This is a genomic window from Pseudomonas fluorescens group sp. PF-69, from assembly GCF_054481235.1.
The window spans coordinates 3,751,244-3,766,241 of sequence record NZ_JBTMNC010000001.1 but is presented as its reverse complement, the minus strand read 5'-3'; the positions used below and the strand labels follow the sequence as shown (position 1 = coordinate 3,766,241).

At 59.5% G+C, this 14,998-nt stretch carries 13 protein-coding genes and 1 tRNA gene; 7 read left to right on the top strand and 7 right to left on the bottom strand.

From position 1 onward, the window contains the following. Positions 1–10: 10 nt before the first annotated feature. The gene (gene uvrB, locus ACX3YF_RS17470; RefSeq protein WP_130207009.1) at positions 11–2,026 is read right to left on the bottom strand and encodes an excinuclease ABC subunit UvrB; all 2,016 of its coding nucleotides are present in this window, start codon (positions 2,024–2,026) and stop codon (positions 11–13) included. A gap of 352 nt (positions 2,027–2,378) precedes the next feature. On the opposite strand from uvrB, the gene ACX3YF_RS17465 reads away from it, so the two are divergent. Both ACX3YF_RS17465 and ACX3YF_RS17460 read left to right on the top strand, forming a co-directional pair. Continuing rightward, a complete protein-coding gene (locus tag ACX3YF_RS17465) occupies positions 2,379–3,575 on the top strand; it encodes an amino acid aminotransferase (protein WP_130207011.1) in 1,197 nt (398 codons plus the stop codon). 151 nt (positions 3,576–3,726) lie between these two features. After that, positions 3,727–3,927 (top strand): hypothetical protein, encoded by a 201-nt coding sequence (locus ACX3YF_RS17460; protein WP_288100681.1) that lies wholly within the window; start codon positions 3,727–3,729, stop codon positions 3,925–3,927. Here ACX3YF_RS17460 and ACX3YF_RS17455 read toward each other — a convergent pair. Next, positions 3,924–4,154: a hypothetical protein gene (locus ACX3YF_RS17455; protein WP_458973987.1), complete on the bottom strand. Its 231-nt coding sequence runs from the start codon at positions 4,152–4,154 to the stop codon at positions 3,924–3,926. The genes ACX3YF_RS17460 and ACX3YF_RS17455 overlap by 4 nt on opposite strands. A gap of 227 nt (positions 4,155–4,381) precedes the next feature. On the opposite strand from ACX3YF_RS17455, the gene ACX3YF_RS17450 reads away from it, so the two are divergent. After that, a tRNA-Asn gene (locus tag ACX3YF_RS17450) sits at positions 4,382–4,457 on the top strand. A 129-nt stretch (positions 4,458–4,586) separates the two neighbouring features. On the opposite strand, the gene ACX3YF_RS17445 is transcribed toward ACX3YF_RS17450, so the two are convergent. From ACX3YF_RS17445 to ACX3YF_RS17430, 4 genes are all read right to left on the bottom strand, one after another. Then, positions 4,587–6,104 (bottom strand): nucleobase:cation symporter-2 family protein, encoded by a 1,518-nt coding sequence (locus tag ACX3YF_RS17445; RefSeq protein ID WP_130207017.1) that lies wholly within the window; start codon positions 6,102–6,104, stop codon positions 4,587–4,589. Between the two features lie 394 nt (positions 6,105–6,498). Next, positions 6,499–7,326, bottom strand: a complete 828-nt coding sequence (locus tag ACX3YF_RS17440; RefSeq protein ID WP_458973986.1) for an arylamine N-acetyltransferase family protein — start codon at positions 7,324–7,326, stop codon at positions 6,499–6,501. 113 nt (positions 7,327–7,439) lie between these two features. Continuing rightward, positions 7,440–8,234, bottom strand: coding sequence for an exodeoxyribonuclease III (gene xth / locus ACX3YF_RS17435; RefSeq protein ID WP_448647172.1), 795 nt, complete (start codon positions 8,232–8,234; stop codon positions 7,440–7,442). A 412-nt stretch (positions 8,235–8,646) separates the two neighbouring features. Beyond that, the gene (locus ACX3YF_RS17430) at positions 8,647–10,227 is read right to left on the bottom strand and encodes a sensor domain-containing diguanylate cyclase (protein ID WP_458944576.1); all 1,581 of its coding nucleotides are present in this window, start codon (positions 10,225–10,227) and stop codon (positions 8,647–8,649) included. Positions 10,228–10,409: 182 nt separating this feature from the next. Between ACX3YF_RS17430 and ACX3YF_RS17425 the strand changes: the two genes are divergently transcribed. Beyond that, a complete protein-coding gene (locus tag ACX3YF_RS17425; protein WP_448647174.1) occupies positions 10,410–10,877 on the top strand; it encodes a hypothetical protein in 468 nt (155 codons plus the stop codon). A 97-nt stretch (positions 10,878–10,974) separates the two neighbouring features. On the opposite strand, the gene ACX3YF_RS17420 is transcribed toward ACX3YF_RS17425, so the two are convergent. After that, positions 10,975–12,726 (bottom strand): L,D-transpeptidase family protein, encoded by a 1,752-nt coding sequence (locus tag ACX3YF_RS17420; protein WP_448647175.1) that lies wholly within the window; start codon positions 12,724–12,726, stop codon positions 10,975–10,977. Between the two features lie 83 nt (positions 12,727–12,809). Here ACX3YF_RS17420 and ACX3YF_RS17415 point away from each other — a divergent pair, with 83 nt between their 5' ends. The 3 genes from ACX3YF_RS17415 (at position 12,810) to ACX3YF_RS17405 (ending at position 14,979) form a co-directional block, all read left to right on the top strand. Then, positions 12,810–13,514: a murein L,D-transpeptidase catalytic domain family protein gene (locus ACX3YF_RS17415; protein ID WP_130207031.1), complete on the top strand. Its 705-nt coding sequence runs from the start codon at positions 12,810–12,812 to the stop codon at positions 13,512–13,514. 87 nt (positions 13,515–13,601) lie between these two features. Beyond that, positions 13,602–14,012: a hypothetical protein gene (locus ACX3YF_RS17410; RefSeq protein ID WP_458973985.1), complete on the top strand. Its 411-nt coding sequence runs from the start codon at positions 13,602–13,604 to the stop codon at positions 14,010–14,012. 178 nt (positions 14,013–14,190) lie between these two features. Continuing rightward, positions 14,191–14,979 (top strand): transporter substrate-binding domain-containing protein, encoded by a 789-nt coding sequence (locus ACX3YF_RS17405; protein WP_458944574.1) that lies wholly within the window; start codon positions 14,191–14,193, stop codon positions 14,977–14,979. Positions 14,980–14,998: the final 19 nt, after the last annotated feature.

Here is a 14,998-nt window from a genome sequence, read left to right as displayed (position 1 = left end):
CCACACGCCATCAGACCGTAATCAACCGCTCGCGCAACTTGGCAATCTCGTCACGCATCTGCGCCGCGGCTTCGAATTCCAGATCACGCGCCAGCTGGTACATCTTCTCTTCCAGCGCCTTGATACGCTTGGCAATCTCACCCGGCGACCGCAACTCGGCTTCGTACCGGGCATTTTCCTCGGCGGCCTTGGCCATGCCTTTGCGTTTCTTGCTGCGCGAGCCCGGCACGGTGGCGCCTTCCATAATGTCGGCCACATCCTTGAACACGCCCTTGGGCGTAATGCCATTGGCCAGGTTGAAGGCAATCTGCTTGTCGCGACGGCGCTCGGTTTCGCCGATGGCACGTTCCATGGAACCAGTAATGCGATCCGCATAAAGGATCGCCCGGCCATTGAGGTTACGCGCCGCCCGGCCGATGGTCTGGATCAGCGAGCGCTCGGAACGCAGGAAACCTTCCTTGTCGGCATCGAGAATCGCCACCAGCGACACTTCCGGCATGTCCAAGCCTTCGCGCAACAGGTTGATCCCCACCAGTACGTCAAAAGTGCCAAGGCGCAAATCGCGGATGATCTCGACCCGCTCCACGGTGTCGATGTCCGAGTGCAAATAGCGCACGCGCACGCCGTGGTCGGCCAGGTAGTCGGTCAGGTCTTCGGCCATGCGCTTGGTCAGCGTGGTGACCAGCACTCGCTCTTCGACGGCGACACGCTTGCCGATTTCCGACAGCAAGTCGTCGACCTGGGTCAGCGCCGGGCGGATTTCCACTTGCGGGTCGACCAGGCCGGTCGGTCGCACCACCTGCTCGACCACTCGCCCGGCGTGCTCCGCTTCGTAGTTGCCGGGGGTCGCCGAGACAAAAATCGTCTGCGGGCTGATGCTTTCCCATTCGTCGAAACGCATCGGCCGGTTATCCAGCGCCGATGGCAGGCGGAAGCCGTACTCGACCAGGGTTTCCTTGCGCGAGCGGTCACCTTTGTACATCGCGCCGACCTGCGGCACGCTGACGTGGGACTCGTCGATCACCAGCAAGGCGTCGGCCGGCAGGTAGTCGTAAAGGGTCGGCGGCGGCGCGCCGGCTTCACGGCCGGACAGGTAGCGCGAGTAGTTTTCGATGCCGTTGCAGTAACCCAGTTCGAGGATCATCTCCAGATCGAAACGGGTGCGCTGCTCCAGACGCTGGGCTTCCACCAATTTGTTGTTGGAACGCAGGTATTCCAGGCGCTCCTTCAATTCGACCTTGATCCCTTCCACGGCGCCCATCAGGGTTTCCCGTGGCGTCACGTAGTGGCTTTTGGGGTAGAAGGTGAAGCGCGGCAGCTTGCGGATGACTTCGCCCGTCAGCGGGTCGAAGGCCGACAGGCTTTCCACTTCATCATCGAACAGCTCGATGCGGATCGCTTCGAAGTCGGATTCGGCCGGGTGGATATCAATCACATCGCCCCGTACACGGAAGGTCGCACGGGCGAACTCCATGTCGTTGCGGGTGTATTGCAGGTCGGCCAGGCGCCGCAGCAATTCCCGTTGATCGAGCTTGTCGCCACGATCCACGTGCAACACCATCTTCAAATAGGTTTCCGGACTGCCCAAGCCATAGATACACGACACCGTGGTGACGATGATCGCGTCCTTGCGCTCCAGCAACGCCTTGGTTGCCGACAGCCGCATCTGCTCGATGTGGTCGTTGATCGAGGCATCTTTCTCGATGAAGGTGTCGGACGACGGCACATAGGCTTCGGGCTGGTAGTAGTCGTAGTAGGAAACGAAATATTCCACGGCGTTGTTCGGGAAGAACGCCTTGAACTCTCCATACAACTGCGCGGCCAGGGTCTTGTTCGGCGCCAGCACCAGGGTCGGACGCTGCACCTGAGCAATCACGTTGGCGATACTGAAAGTCTTGCCCGAGCCGGTCACACCGAGCAACGTCTGGTGGGCCAACCCGGCTTCGATGCCCTCGACCATCAGGCGGATGGCTTCCGGCTGATCGCCGGCGGGCTGAAAACGGGTGACTAGCTGAAATTCAGACATGTAGTACCTCTCGGTTCTCGGTGCAGGAATTCGTGCCTGCCCAGTCAAACTGGCAGCAACGAAAAAGGCCGCAAACGACGCACGTCGCCCGAGGAAAAAACTGGATTGTGCTCAATGTGGAGCCGATTGCACTCGCTTTCAAGGCAAACGTCCTACATCCCTCGAAGTCTTTGACGATGCCAATCGACTAACGGTCGGAAAATAATCGGAAAAACTTACCGTAAAAGCTGAATCGTCTGTCGCCATCAATCGCAGATGGCCTCTATACTAGCTCCCCGTTTGTGCACCGCTCTAGTGCATTCGGCTGGAGCGCGACACGTCCCTCCACTCTCCATTCAGAGCCGCCGCAAAAATGAGCCTGTTCTCCGCTGTCGAAATGGCACCACGCGATCCAATCCTGGGCCTCAACGAAGCATTCAACGCCGATACCCGTACCAACAAGGTCAACCTGGGAGTCGGTGTTTACTGCAACGAGGAGGGGAAAATTCCACTCCTGCGCGCCGTTGTCGAAGCCGAAACCATTCGCGTCGCTCAACACGCTTCCCGTGGCTACCTGCCAATCGACGGCATCGCCGCCTACGACCAGGCCGTGCAAAAACTGCTGTTCGGTAACGATTCGCCACTGATCGCCGCTGGCCGCGTCATCACCACCCAGGCCGTTGGCGGCACTGGCGCACTGAAAATCGGTGCCGACTTCCTCAAGCAACTGCTGCCGAACGCCGTCGTGGCCATCAGCGACCCGAGCTGGGAAAACCACCGCGCGCTGTTCGAAACCGCCGGTTTCCCGGTGCAGAACTACCGCTACTACGACGCCGCGACCCATGACGTGAACCGCGTCGGCCTGCTGGAAGACCTGAACGCGCTGCCAAACGGCTCGATCATTGTCCTGCACGCCTGCTGCCACAACCCGACCGGCGTCGACCTGAGCCCGGCGGACTGGAAAAACGTGCTGGACGTGGTGAAAGCCAAGGGTCACGTGCCGTTCCTCGACATGGCTTACCAGGGCTTTGGCGATGGCATCGACGAAGATGCCGCCGCTGTACGCTTGTTCGCTGAATCGGGCCTGACCTTCTTCGTCTCCAGCTCGTTCTCCAAATCCTTCTCGCTGTACGGCGAGCGCGTTGGCGCCCTGTCGATCGTCAGCGAATCGAAAGAAGAAAGCGCGCGCGTACTGTCGCAAGTCAAACGCGTCATCCGCACCAACTACTCCAACCCGCCGACCCACGGTGCAAGCATCGTCGCTGCCGTGCTGAACAGCCCGGAACTGCGCGCCCAATGGGAAGCCGAACTGGCCGAAATGCGCCTGCGCATTCGCGGCATGCGCACTCAGATGGTCGAACTGCTGGCGAAAAACGCACCGCAGCGCGATTTCAGCTTCGTTGGTCGTCAGCGTGGCATGTTCTCGTACTCCGGCCTGAGCGTTGAGCAGGTTCACCGTCTGCGCAACGAGTTCGGCATTTACGCCCTGGACACCGGCCGCATCTGCGTGGCTGCGCTGAACCAGAGCAACATCAATGTCGTGACGGACGCCATTGTTCAGGTGATCTGAATCGCGCGCTGATACGAAAAACGGGAAGCCTTTTGGCTTCCCGTTTTTTATTTGTCGCAGATAATTCTCAAAGCAGAGGCCCAGCCCTCTAAACTTCACCCGGCTCGCCCCTACAGGTTTGATGCCCACCCGAGATTCGACGAGAGCCCACATGAAAAACGATGACCTACACGCTGACCGCGATGACTTGGATGTATTCGCCCCCCGCGCCCCGGCCAAACGTGGCAATAACCTGGTGATGCAAGTCGCCACCGGTGTGTTCCTAGGCGGCCTGGCGCTATGGCTGGTGCAACTGGGCGCCACAGCGCTTTACGCCAAACTGATGATGGGTACGATTACCTTCGGCGGTTAGGCCAGTTCGGTCGCCCGCTGACTGGCCGCGTCATCGTAGGCGACGTACAGCGATTCAGCGACCTGACTCTTGATCGCCTTGGTGCTTTCCAGGCCGAGGACAAAACCTTCGGCCTTGCCGCCGGCGCGATTCAATTGGTCGGCACTGCTGGCCTGGGTGATCGCATCGAACAGTTTTTCGGCGTGCGGGCCGACGCCCTTGGGCAGGCTGATCTGGGCGATGCTCATGCGAGCACCCCGTTTTGACGGGGTGAGATGCTAGGGTGATTCATGGCGCGTACCTTTTCGGCGAATGGCCGGTAGCGCGTGTAACCACTTCCGGGCGGCCATGGTAGTCCTCTGCTGTGGTTCTGGTAACCGCCAATCACCGATAAACCACCGTCCGTCCCGACGAATCCGTCAATTTTCTATCAGAGGCTTGACTTCTCTTTTTGAATCAGTAACATAGGCGCCATTCCGCGATAGCTCAGTTGGTAGAGCAAGTGACTGTTAATCACTGGGTCCCTGGTTCGAGTCCAGGTCGTGGAGCCAGACAGCAACATCAAGAAGCCCCTGAATCGAAAGATCAGGGGCTTTTTTGTGGCTGCGATTTTTGACATCCGCAAAGAAAAAGCCGATCTGTCTATTCAACAGATCGGCTCTTTTCATTCGCGGAGCGTGTCAGACATGCTCGCTACTTTTAGCATGCATCGCCCGCGGCTCTCCATGCCCATGGTCGGGCTCCACCACCGGAATCTCCTTGCCATCGCAGTCATGCAGCTTGCCGTCGCTGAAGTAATCCCCTTCGCGCAACGCCGCCAGATCCTGATAGCGCAGCACCCGCTCGGTCCCCGCGGCAAACACCGACTGCTGGTCGGAGTTGCCGGCGGTCAGGTGATTGAACGTCAGGTTCAGCACGATGGCCATGATCGCCGAGGAGCTGATGCCGGAGTGGAAAATGGTGGCGAACCAGCTTGGGAAGTGATCGTAGAAGTTCGGCGCAGCGATGGGGATCATGCCGAAGCCGATGGAGGTGGCGACGATGATCAGGTTGACGTTGTTGCGGTAGTCGACCTTGGACAGCGTACGGATACCGCTGGCGGCCACTGTGCCGAACAACACGATACCGGCACCACCGAGAACGGAGGTCGGTACGGCGGCGATGACTCGCCCCATGAACGGCAGCAAGCCGAGGATGACCAGGAACAGTCCCCCCGTGGCCACGACAAAGCGGCTCTTGATCCCGGTCACCGCCACCAGCCCGACGTTCTGGGCAAAGGCGCTTTGGGTGAATGAGCCAAAAATCGGCGCGATCATGCTCGACAGCATGTCGGCACGCAGGCCGTTCCCCAGGCGCTTGGAATCAACCTTGGTACCGATGATTTCACCGACGGCCAGGATATCGGCCGAGGTTTCCACCAGGGTCACCATCACCACAATGCACATCGACAGGATCGCGGCGAAGTGAAAAGTCGGCATGCCGAAATGGAACGGCGCAGGAAAACCGAACATCGGACCCTGGGTCACGGACGAGAAATCCGCCATGCCGAGCACCACCGCGACGACCGTACCGATGACCATGGCCAGCAGGATCGACAAACGGGAGATGGTCGCGCTTCCGATCTTGCTCAGAAACAGCACCAGCACCAGCGTCACCGCAGCCAGGCCGATGTTGGCCATGCTGCCAAATTCGGGCGAATGACTGTTGCCGCCCATGGCCCAGCGCGCCGCCACAGGCATCAGCGTCAGGCCGATAGTGGTAATCACGATGCCCGTGACCAGCGGCGGGAAGAACTTGGTGATTCGAGAGAACACCGGGGTAATCAGCAAACCTATCAAGGACGCCGCAATCACCGCCCCCAGAATCGACTGGAACCCGCCCTCGCCGCCACTGCTGACAATCGCCACCATGGTCGCGACACCCGAGAACGAAACGCCCTGCACCAGCGGCAACTGACAGCCGAAAAACGGTAGACCCAGGGTTTGCAGCAACGTGGCCAGCCCCCCCGCAAACAATGAAGCAGCAATCAACAAACCAATGTCCGCCGGCGAAAGCCCGGCTGCCTGACCGATGATCAAAGGCACCGCGACGATGCCGCCATACATGGTCAGAACATGTTGCAGGCCGTAAGCCATATTCGCGCCGACCCCGAGATTCTCATCTTCAGGCCGTTGGTGTGAAACATGGGGCGTTTTCATGTTAGGGGGTTCCCTGGTTTTTGTTATGCGCACACTGTATTCAAGACTCAGGACAACCGTCTATAGAATTGTATACAACTGGCAAGTCAAATTATGAACGGTTACCCATGCAGCCTGTGTGCCACTGTGTGCAATATCCAAAAAAACCACGGAACATATCCGTCGCGGCCCGTCCCCCCCACCTTCCGTTTTCATCGGCCCATCAGTGCTCCGGGCGCGCTGACCGGGCCTGAAAAAGCAGAGACCAACAGGGTCTGGAAAGCCTGAAAACCGGATTTCGCAAGTCCTCAGTGAAATTCACAAGGTGGTGGCGCCTGAAGCTCAATCCTGAAAAAGCGCGAAAAAGAGGCAGAATGATCCAGTTCGCCCATTTTTTGTGTGCACGATTACCCGCCTATTGCGTCACTATCAATCGCTCAAGTGTGCGCACCAATGTCGCACGGGGTGGCACCCGTATATCGAACTCGTTTTCCAGCAAGTCGATCAACGCCTGTACATCGGCCACTTGCCGGCGTTCGCTGTCACGCCCCATGCGATGAATCGCAAAACTGCCGTTGTTGAGCGTACGTCGCCACCCCTCCCCGGTCCGCGCCACCATCAATTGCCTGGCGAACGGTGATTCGGGGTGAGTCGAGACATACCAGTTGCCGACGGCGTAATCGATGTCTTCCTGGCGCTGCAGGTCGAAGATGTACATCGCTCGCCATTCGTCCGCGACCCTGGCGCTCAGGGTGTAGCCATCGGCGTGCTGTTCGATGCGATACGACTCATGCGGCGTGGGTTGCTCATCAGCGGTATCGAGCAACAGCGGTGCGGTGGGCACCATGCCGCCGAAGCCGACGTCGCTGATGTAACGCACGCCGTCCAGGGTGACCAGGCTCAGGCGGTGGGTACGGGCTGTCCACGCGCCTTCGGGCTGGCCCATGACCACGCGGCCGCTGATCCCACGCGCCTCGAAACCGAGCGATTGCAGCAAGGCGAGGTACAGATTGTTGAGTTCGTAGCAGTACCCGCCTCGCCCCTCGTGCAGGACTTTCTTCTCTACCGAGGGCAAGTCGATCAGCACGGGTTCGCCGGATAACGTGGTCAGGTTTTCAAACGGGAACACGCCGGTGTGGCGCAATTGCAGTTGACGCAGGGTTTCCAGGGTCGGCGCCGGGGGCGCGTCGAAACCCAGGCGTCGCAGGTATAACGCGAGGTCGGTCAGGCGTGGCTCGCTCATTGTTCAGTCCTTATGCACGCAGGCTGCGGATCGTTCCGCCGATGGGCGCTATGTATAAGGGAAAAACCGCCGTGGCCGACAATTGAATTAACCAATCGCCCCCACTCCTGACGTCAACGGCGTTTGCGCGAATCCAGTTGAATCCAGGTCGGTGCGTGATCGCTGGCGTGGGGTTCGTTGCGCACCCAGGCGTCAACGCCAGCCGCCTGCAGGTAAGGACTCAAGGCCGGATTGAGTAGCAGGTGGTCGATGCGCAAACCCGAATTCTTCTGCCAGTGCTGGCGAAAATAATCCCAAAAGGTGTAGAGCCGATCCTGCGGATACAGGTATCGCAAGGCATCCGTCCAGCCCTGATCCAGAAGGCGCTGATAACACTCGCGGCTCTCGGGTTGCAGCAGTGCATCCTTGAGCCACGAGCGCGGGTTGTAGATGTCCAGGTCAGTGGGCACCACGTTGTAGTCACCGGCGAGCACCACCGGATGCTCGCTGCGCTGAAGGTCCCTGGCATAGGTGATCAGGCGCTCGAACCACGCCAGCTTGTAGTCGAACTTCGGCCCCGGCTGCGGGTTGCCATTGGGCAAGTACAGGCAGCCCACCAGCACGCCGTGAACGGCGGCTTCCAGGTACCGGCTCTGGCTATCGCCGTCATCGCCCGGCAAGCCTCGCCGGCTCTCCAGTGGCTGCGCATCCCGCGCCAGAATCGCCACGCCGTTCCACGCGGCCTGCCCCTGCCAGACGGCACCGTAACCGATGGCCTCCAGTTCAGCAGCAGGGAACGCGCTGTCGACCGACTTGAGCTCCTGCAAACAGGCGATGTCCGGTTGCTCACGTTCGAGCCAGGCCAGCAGGTTCGGCAACCGGGCGCGCATGCCGTTGACGTTGAACGTCGCGATTCGCAACTTTTTCATGGCCATCAGTCCTGTTGCCAAGGGTGTCCAGATTGTGACCCCGATGGCTCGCGGTGGTTGCGTTGGCTGACGCGTATACGGCGTAACAGATGCGTAGCCCTATTCCGGGCTCGACCAAGACCAACGTAGGAGCGAGCCTGCTCGCGATGGACCCAAGGGCACCGCGTTTAACCTGCAAGCACGCGCCATCGTTGACGATCATCTTCGGAACGCCGCCCGGAGCAAGCTCGCACAGGGTTCCTGGTTGGCCTGCAGGTCGGCGATCGACCCTGTTAGCGATCGTCAGAGGCATAGGGAGGTCTGCCGGCTCGGCAAAGCCAACCGAACTCTAGACGATCAAATGAACGGGATCTGACAGGCAGACAATCGGTTGCTCAATGTGTTGCAGGGTGGAAACAGCCACGGGCGGTCTTCAACGATCCGAACGCGCCAACACCTCGACACCGCCCTCCATCGACAGCACCGCCGAGCGATTGCGCCCCGAATGCTTGGCCTGATAGAGCGCCGCATCGGCCCGCTGGATGAACACTTCCATGCTGTCGTGCCCCGTCGGCACAAACGAGTAACAACCGAGGCTGACCGTCACGTAACCGGTGGGCGACCCGCTGTGCTTGATGTTTTTGTCCATGACGCTGCGGCGAATGTGTTCGGCGATGGTCATGGCGCCGTGGATGTCCGTGTCGGGCAGTAGCACGGCAAACTCTTCACCACCATACCGCACCGCCAGATCGGCCTTGCGATGGCAGCAGTTTTTCACCGATCGCGCCACCTGGGCCAGGCAGTGATCACCGACCACATGGCCATAGGTGTCGTTGTAGCGCTTGAAAAAATCGATATCGAGCATGATCAGGCTCAGCGGACTCTGCTGCCTGGCGCCACGCCCGAACTCGATGTCCAGCGCCCGCTCGAACAGGCGGCGATTGCCCAGACCGGTCAGGCTGTCATGGGTGGCAATCAGCTCCAGCGCTTCCTGGGCCTTGCGCAGATCCGACTCGACTCGCTCGCCGACGCGCACCTGGCGAATGAACACCCAACCGAACACCCCCACACCGAGCATGACCAGGGCAACGATGAGGCAGGATCGAAACGCGGTGTCATACCATCCCGCAAGAATCGTATCCTTCGACGAGGCCGCCGAGACCACCAGTGGATATGCCTCCAATTGTCGGTAGCCAAACAAGCGGACAACGCCGTCCACCAACGAAGTCGACATGGCGCTGCCGGAGGGCGCCCGGGGCAGGAATTTCTCGAAGACTTCGCTCCTGGCCAACGACGTGCCGATCTTCGACTCGATGAAGGGCCTGCGTGCCAACAACGTTCCATCGGTCAACCCGAGGAACATCGAGCCGTTGTCGTCGATGCTGAAGCTTTTGAAGAACTGGTCGAAGTACGACATTTTGATCCCGGCCATCAACACGCCCTGGAACTGACCGTTCTTGTCGTTCACCCGTCTGGAAATCGGAATGATCCACTCACCGCTTTCCCGGCTGCGAATCGCCGGGCCGATGTGCGCCACGGTCGACACATTTTGCTGATGGAACTTGAAGTACTCGCGATCCGTGACGCCGGAACCGCGAGGCATATTGTCGAACGAAGTCACCACCCACTGCCCTTTCTGATCGAACAGAAAAATGCCGTGCAATTGAGTCAGCGCATGCACGCGTCGGGCGAAGGTTTTCTGCAGGCGAGGTCGCTGGGGCGGGCCAAACCCGTCGATTTGAATCCAGTCCACCAGACTGGTGAGCACCAGATCGGCCTTCATGAACGTATCTTCGGCCTGCTGCGCCATGGCTCGCGTCAGGTTCGACGAAGCGATCTGGGCCTGGCGCAGGTCGTGGCTGCGGGACTGTTCCAGCTGCAGGTAAAGCAAACCACACAGGCACAGACACACGGCGGCGATGAAAAGCACCGCAGCCTTGCGCAACGGCAGGCGTTTCGATGCGACGCCGGGGACGTGATGCGGATCATGTGGGCGTGTGAGCAAAAAAATCATCCTGTAGGGGCAATGCATGGGCACCGGCCCAAAATCCCCTCATTTTTGTGCGCGCAGTCTACGGGTTTATCGGGGATAAATGGCAACCACTTGCCCAGTGGTTGAGCGAACATGACCCAGGGCAAAAGCTGCATCCCCCGGGAGGAGCTACGATTAGTCATACATCAAGACAGGGAATCGAAATGACCAAGGCAGACGAACTCGCCGCAAAGCTCAAACACACCCGGCATACCAGCGCTGATCAGGTAATCGACAGCTGGCCGGGCCAGGTCTACGAGCTGTATCACCGCATCGAGACCTGGCTGCAGCCCTTGATCGAGGCCGGCCTGACCCTGCGGCGCAATCCCACGCACGTGTTCGAGCGCCACCCCGATGGCGAGACGTACGACTATGCCATCGATCAGTTGGTGATCACCGGCAACGACCACAGCATGACCTTCGACCCGGTCGCCCGCTTCACGGAAGATGGCGAAGGGCGTGTCGAGATCCACTGTAATAGCGACGAAATGGCACTGTTGCGCACCCTCGACGAACACGGTGAAACCCACTGGTGGCTTCAAGGCATCGAGCAAGCCGGACAACAAGCGGATGCGGTGGCCTTGACTGAAAACGGCCTGCTGTCGGTGGTGCAACAAGGTCTGGAACTGTAGCGAGTCATCGCTTTTCATAGGCGTCCGGCGTGCCGGCGAAAGCGTCATTGAGAGCGCCTTCGCCGGCAAGCCTGCCCCTACCGACCCAACATTCCCCTCACTGCTTGCTTTGCTCAGTCACCACCAACGCGGTTTCCGTTCGGGGCAACTCCAGGGCTGGCAGCTTCGTGGGCAGGTTCAACTCTCGCAGTACCGGGGAGTCATAACCGTAGACGTCAGGTTTGAAGGTCACCCGGCCATCCTTGCTCAGGTCGACGGTCCAGTAGGCCAGCAGCACCGGAACCTTGACCGGCAGCATGATGTTTTCGGTTCGTCCATTGGCCAGCTGCTTTTGAATGCCTTCGCTATTCCAGCGCACCGGGTCGTTGAACAGCAACTCGACCAGTTGCAGCGGATTCTCTACCCGAATGCATCCGGAACTGGTGGCTCGCACGGACCTGGCGAACAACTCGCGGTGCGGCGTGTCGTGCAGGTAAATGGCGTAGTCGTTGGGGAAACGAATCACCACCTGCCCGAGCGAGTTCTCGGGGCCGGCATCCTGGCGCAAGGTAAGGCCCTTTGCGTTGGACCAGTCGACGGTTGACGGATCCAGCACGTTGCCCTGGCGATCGAGCACGCGGATCCGGTTGGCGGCCAGGTAGCCGGGATTTTGTTGAATCTTGGGCAACATATCCTGGACCAGAATCGTCGGCGGCACGGTCCAGGTCGGGTTGAACGTCACGTAGGTAATCTCGGACTGAAACACCGGCGTGCTGCGAAACGGCTTGCCGACCTGTACCCGTGAGCGCCAGATCGGCTGGCCATCACGGTACAGCGCGACCTTGTACCCGGCGATATCGACGACCACAAAGGTACCCTGCAGCTTGTAGAGCAACCACCGCGCCCGCTCCATGTTCACCCGTACCTGATCGATCCGCGCTTCAACAGGCACATTCAATGCCTCCAGCGTCGTCTTCCCCGCCACGCCATCGGCGCCCAGGTATTGTTCGGTCTGATATTTCTTCACGGCGGCAATGACGCTGTCGTCGTAGTCGCTTCGCTTGCCCTTGGCCGGGGCCAGGTAGCCCGCGGCCACCAAACGGGCACGCAATTGTGCGACCGCCACACCGTCCATGCCGGGTTTGAGCGACTGCCCTTCGGCCACTTTCGGCCAACCGCCAGCGTCCCGAACCTTGCGCAGCTGCGCCAGGCTCTCGCGCATGTTGCGATAAACCGTTTCCTGCGGCGGCGCCTGGGCGAAAGCCCGGGCGACATCGTGGGCATCGAGTGCGGCGAAGAAGCTGTTCATGTCCTCGCGAGGATCGACACCAACGGGGTCGAAGTTCCAGTGAAAGTCCAGCCGTGACGGATCGACTTTACCGCGCCGCAACTGCAGCAGCGCCGTGATGTAGGTGCGGGTTGCCGCCAGATCGAACGCCGCCGATTGCGCCGGGGTCGGTGCGGTCGCCTGCAACGCCAGTCGTGCCTGCTCCAGTTCGGCAATCCGGAAATCCTGCGGGACCAGACCGTCGATTTGCGTGTCGTTCAGGCTTTTCAGCAACTGGGCGACATCGCGCCCATCCGTCCACGCCGCGCGATAGTTGCGATGGGAATAGAAATCCAGAACGACTCGATTGATATCCAGCCGCTGATGCCTGCGCGCAGTGAGCAACGGAGGAAAGGACGATTGCAGGGGTTCGAGCACCGCTTGTATGGCTTGGCCAACGACATCATTGGGCCCGGCGCCCTGCTCCCCGATTGGCGGAGTTTCCGGCATGATCGCCGAAGTTTCACCGAGTGCCGTGCCGCTGATCAGAAAGACCATAAAAAATACGCGGCTTATGACGAATAACCTTGTTAATTGCCCCATGGATAATCCTTAATCTCCTGCAAATCAAAAGGCTAGCGTCCTATTCGCTGCTAGACTCGAACTATTCCCGATGAGACTGACTTATGGCGCTACATCGCTTTGGCCTTCCGCTCACAGCCCTGCTGTTGACGTCGGCTTTCCTGCCAGCAGCCTACGCTGATTCGCTTGAAATCGCTCTGGCCAAAGCCGCGCCAAATGCCAATGCCAAAGTCATCGCCCTGGCGGTACGCGCCACTCAATGCACCCGCGCCCAAGGCGCAGCCCCGGCGCAGAGACTGGCAGTGATCGATTACTCACTGCCTTCGACCGAACAACGCCTGTGGGTGTTCGATCTGAAAAAACGCAAACTGCTCTTTCACGAACTCGTCGCCCACGGCCGCAACAGCGGCGAAAACATGGCCACCCAATTCTCTAACCAGAATGAAAGTTACGCCACTAGCTTGGGCCTGTTCCGTACGCAAGAAAGCTACCTCGGCTCGAACGGCTACTCATTGCGCATGGAAGGCCTGGAGCCAGGCTTCAACGATAACGCGTTCGAGCGGGCAATCGTCATTCACGGCGCACCGTACGTCAGCCCGGTCCTGGCCCGCGCCAACGGCCGTATCGGCAGAAGCCTGGGTTGCCCGGCGGTCAGGCCGGCGATTGCCCATCGGCTGATCGACTCGATGAAAGATGGGCAACTGCTGTTTTCCTACTACCCGGATCAGCGTTGGCTGAAGTCTTCCTCCTACATTAATTGTGGGAGCGGCACCGTGGCGTCGTCAGAACAGACCACTAAACGCCAGTAATCAAAAAGGCATCGTTTGATATGAATCAATGGCAGCCACTCACTGGGGATTAGGCTCGAAACACATCCTCAGTTCGGGTACACGGCCATGCAAAAGCAACTCATATCACTCGTCGCCGCGCTGCTCATCAGCAGCCCATTGATCGCTTTGGCCGCGAATGAACCGCCTGCCAACACCTCGCCAACCGTACCGGCCACCACCACCGCACAAGACAAGGCGTGGAGCGAACAGCTGCAAAAAATGCAGGCCGCCCACGAAAAAATGGCCGCCGCCAAAACCCCTGCTGAACGTCGGATCGCCATGCAGGAAGGCATGGATGCGATGAGGGGTGGCATTGGCATGATGCAAGGCCAGTGCCCAGGCATGGGAATGGGAATGGGAATGGGAATGGGAAAAGGAATGGCCGGTGGCAAGTACCACTCAGACCAGATGATGGACTTGATGCAAAAAATGATGGATCAGCAATCAAGCATGATGAAGCAGCCGCTGGGCCAATAGCCGTGCCATCGTGACGAGGAGAACAAGCGGGAGGCGGCGGCTCAAGTTATTGCTGTCACAATAAACTCGAAAAAAGGGCGTTCCACAGAGTTGGAACGCCCTTTTTTGTTGCCAACGGCAGCCGAGAAACTGATTCGCTACACTCAGACCTCTTCAAACCCTCACAAAAGCCCAAAAAATGAAAATCCCACAAAGCGCGATGATGCTCAGCGGCCTGCTCGCTCTCTCCCTTGGTGCGTCGGCGGAAGGCACCTCACATCTGGACAGCGTCCTCCAGCAAGGCCAACTGCGCGTCTGCACGACGGGCGACTACAAACCCTATACCTCCAAAGGCGAAGACGGCGAATACTCAGGGATCGATATCGCCATGGCCCGCTCCCTGGCCGACAGCCTCGGCGTCAAGGTCGAATGGGTGCCCACCACCTGGAAAACCCTGATGCCGGACATGCTCGCCGGTCAATGCGACATCGGTATGGGCGGCATCTCGGTCACTCTCGAGCGGCAGAAAAAGGCTTTCTTCAGCACCACGCTGGACGTCGACGGCAAAATCCCGCTGGTGCGCTGTGAAGATCAGGCGCTGTACCAGACCCTCGAGCAGATCAACCAACCCTCGGTGCGCCTCGTCGAACCTGCGGGCGGCACCAACGAAGCCTTCGTTCACGCCCTACTGCCCAAGGCGCAGCTGCAACTGCACGACAACGTGAGCATTTTCCAGGAGCTGCTGGACAAGAAGGCTGACGTAATGATCACCGACGCCTCGGAAGCGCTGTACCAGCAGAAACTCAAACCGGGACTGTGCGCGGTCAACCCGACGCAATACATGCAATATGGCGAAAAAGCCTACCTGCTGCCCCGCGACGACATGACCTGGAAGCTATACGTCGATCAGTGGCTGCACCTGGCCAAGGTGACAGGCAATTACCAGAAGATTCTGCGGCAATGGCTGGCGGTGCCTGACGCGAAGTAACGCGTCACACCAGCCTACG

Bases quoted from the DNA above. Each gene is read 5' to 3' on its own strand.
- uvrB (WP_130207009.1), bottom strand. From the start codon at position 2,026: ATGTCTGAATTTCAGCTAGTCACCCGTTTTCAGCCCGCCGGCGATCAG.
- ACX3YF_RS17465 (WP_130207011.1), top strand. From the start codon at position 2,379: ATGAGCCTGTTCTCCGCTGTCGAAATGGCACCACGCGATCCAATCCTG.
- ACX3YF_RS17460 (WP_288100681.1), top strand. From the start codon at position 3,727: ATGAAAAACGATGACCTACACGCTGACCGCGATGACTTGGATGTATTC.
- ACX3YF_RS17455 (WP_458973987.1), bottom strand. From the start codon at position 4,154: ATGAGCATCGCCCAGATCAGCCTGCCCAAGGGCGTCGGCCCGCACGCC.
- ACX3YF_RS17445 (WP_130207017.1), bottom strand. From the start codon at position 6,104: ATGAAAACGCCCCATGTTTCACACCAACGGCCTGAAGATGAGAATCTC.
- ACX3YF_RS17440 (WP_458973986.1), bottom strand. From the start codon at position 7,326: ATGAGCGAGCCACGCCTGACCGACCTCGCGTTATACCTGCGACGCCTG.
- xth (WP_448647172.1), bottom strand. From the start codon at position 8,234: ATGAAAAAGTTGCGAATCGCGACGTTCAACGTCAACGGCATGCGCGCC.
- ACX3YF_RS17430 (WP_458944576.1), bottom strand. From the start codon at position 10,227: ATGATTTTTTTGCTCACACGCCCACATGATCCGCATCACGTCCCCGGC.
- ACX3YF_RS17425 (WP_448647174.1), top strand. From the start codon at position 10,410: ATGACCAAGGCAGACGAACTCGCCGCAAAGCTCAAACACACCCGGCAT.
- ACX3YF_RS17420 (WP_448647175.1), bottom strand. From the start codon at position 12,726: ATGGGGCAATTAACAAGGTTATTCGTCATAAGCCGCGTATTTTTTATG.
- ACX3YF_RS17415 (WP_130207031.1), top strand. From the start codon at position 12,810: ATGGCGCTACATCGCTTTGGCCTTCCGCTCACAGCCCTGCTGTTGACG.
- ACX3YF_RS17410 (WP_458973985.1), top strand. From the start codon at position 13,602: ATGCAAAAGCAACTCATATCACTCGTCGCCGCGCTGCTCATCAGCAGC.
- ACX3YF_RS17405 (WP_458944574.1), top strand. From the start codon at position 14,191: ATGAAAATCCCACAAAGCGCGATGATGCTCAGCGGCCTGCTCGCTCTC.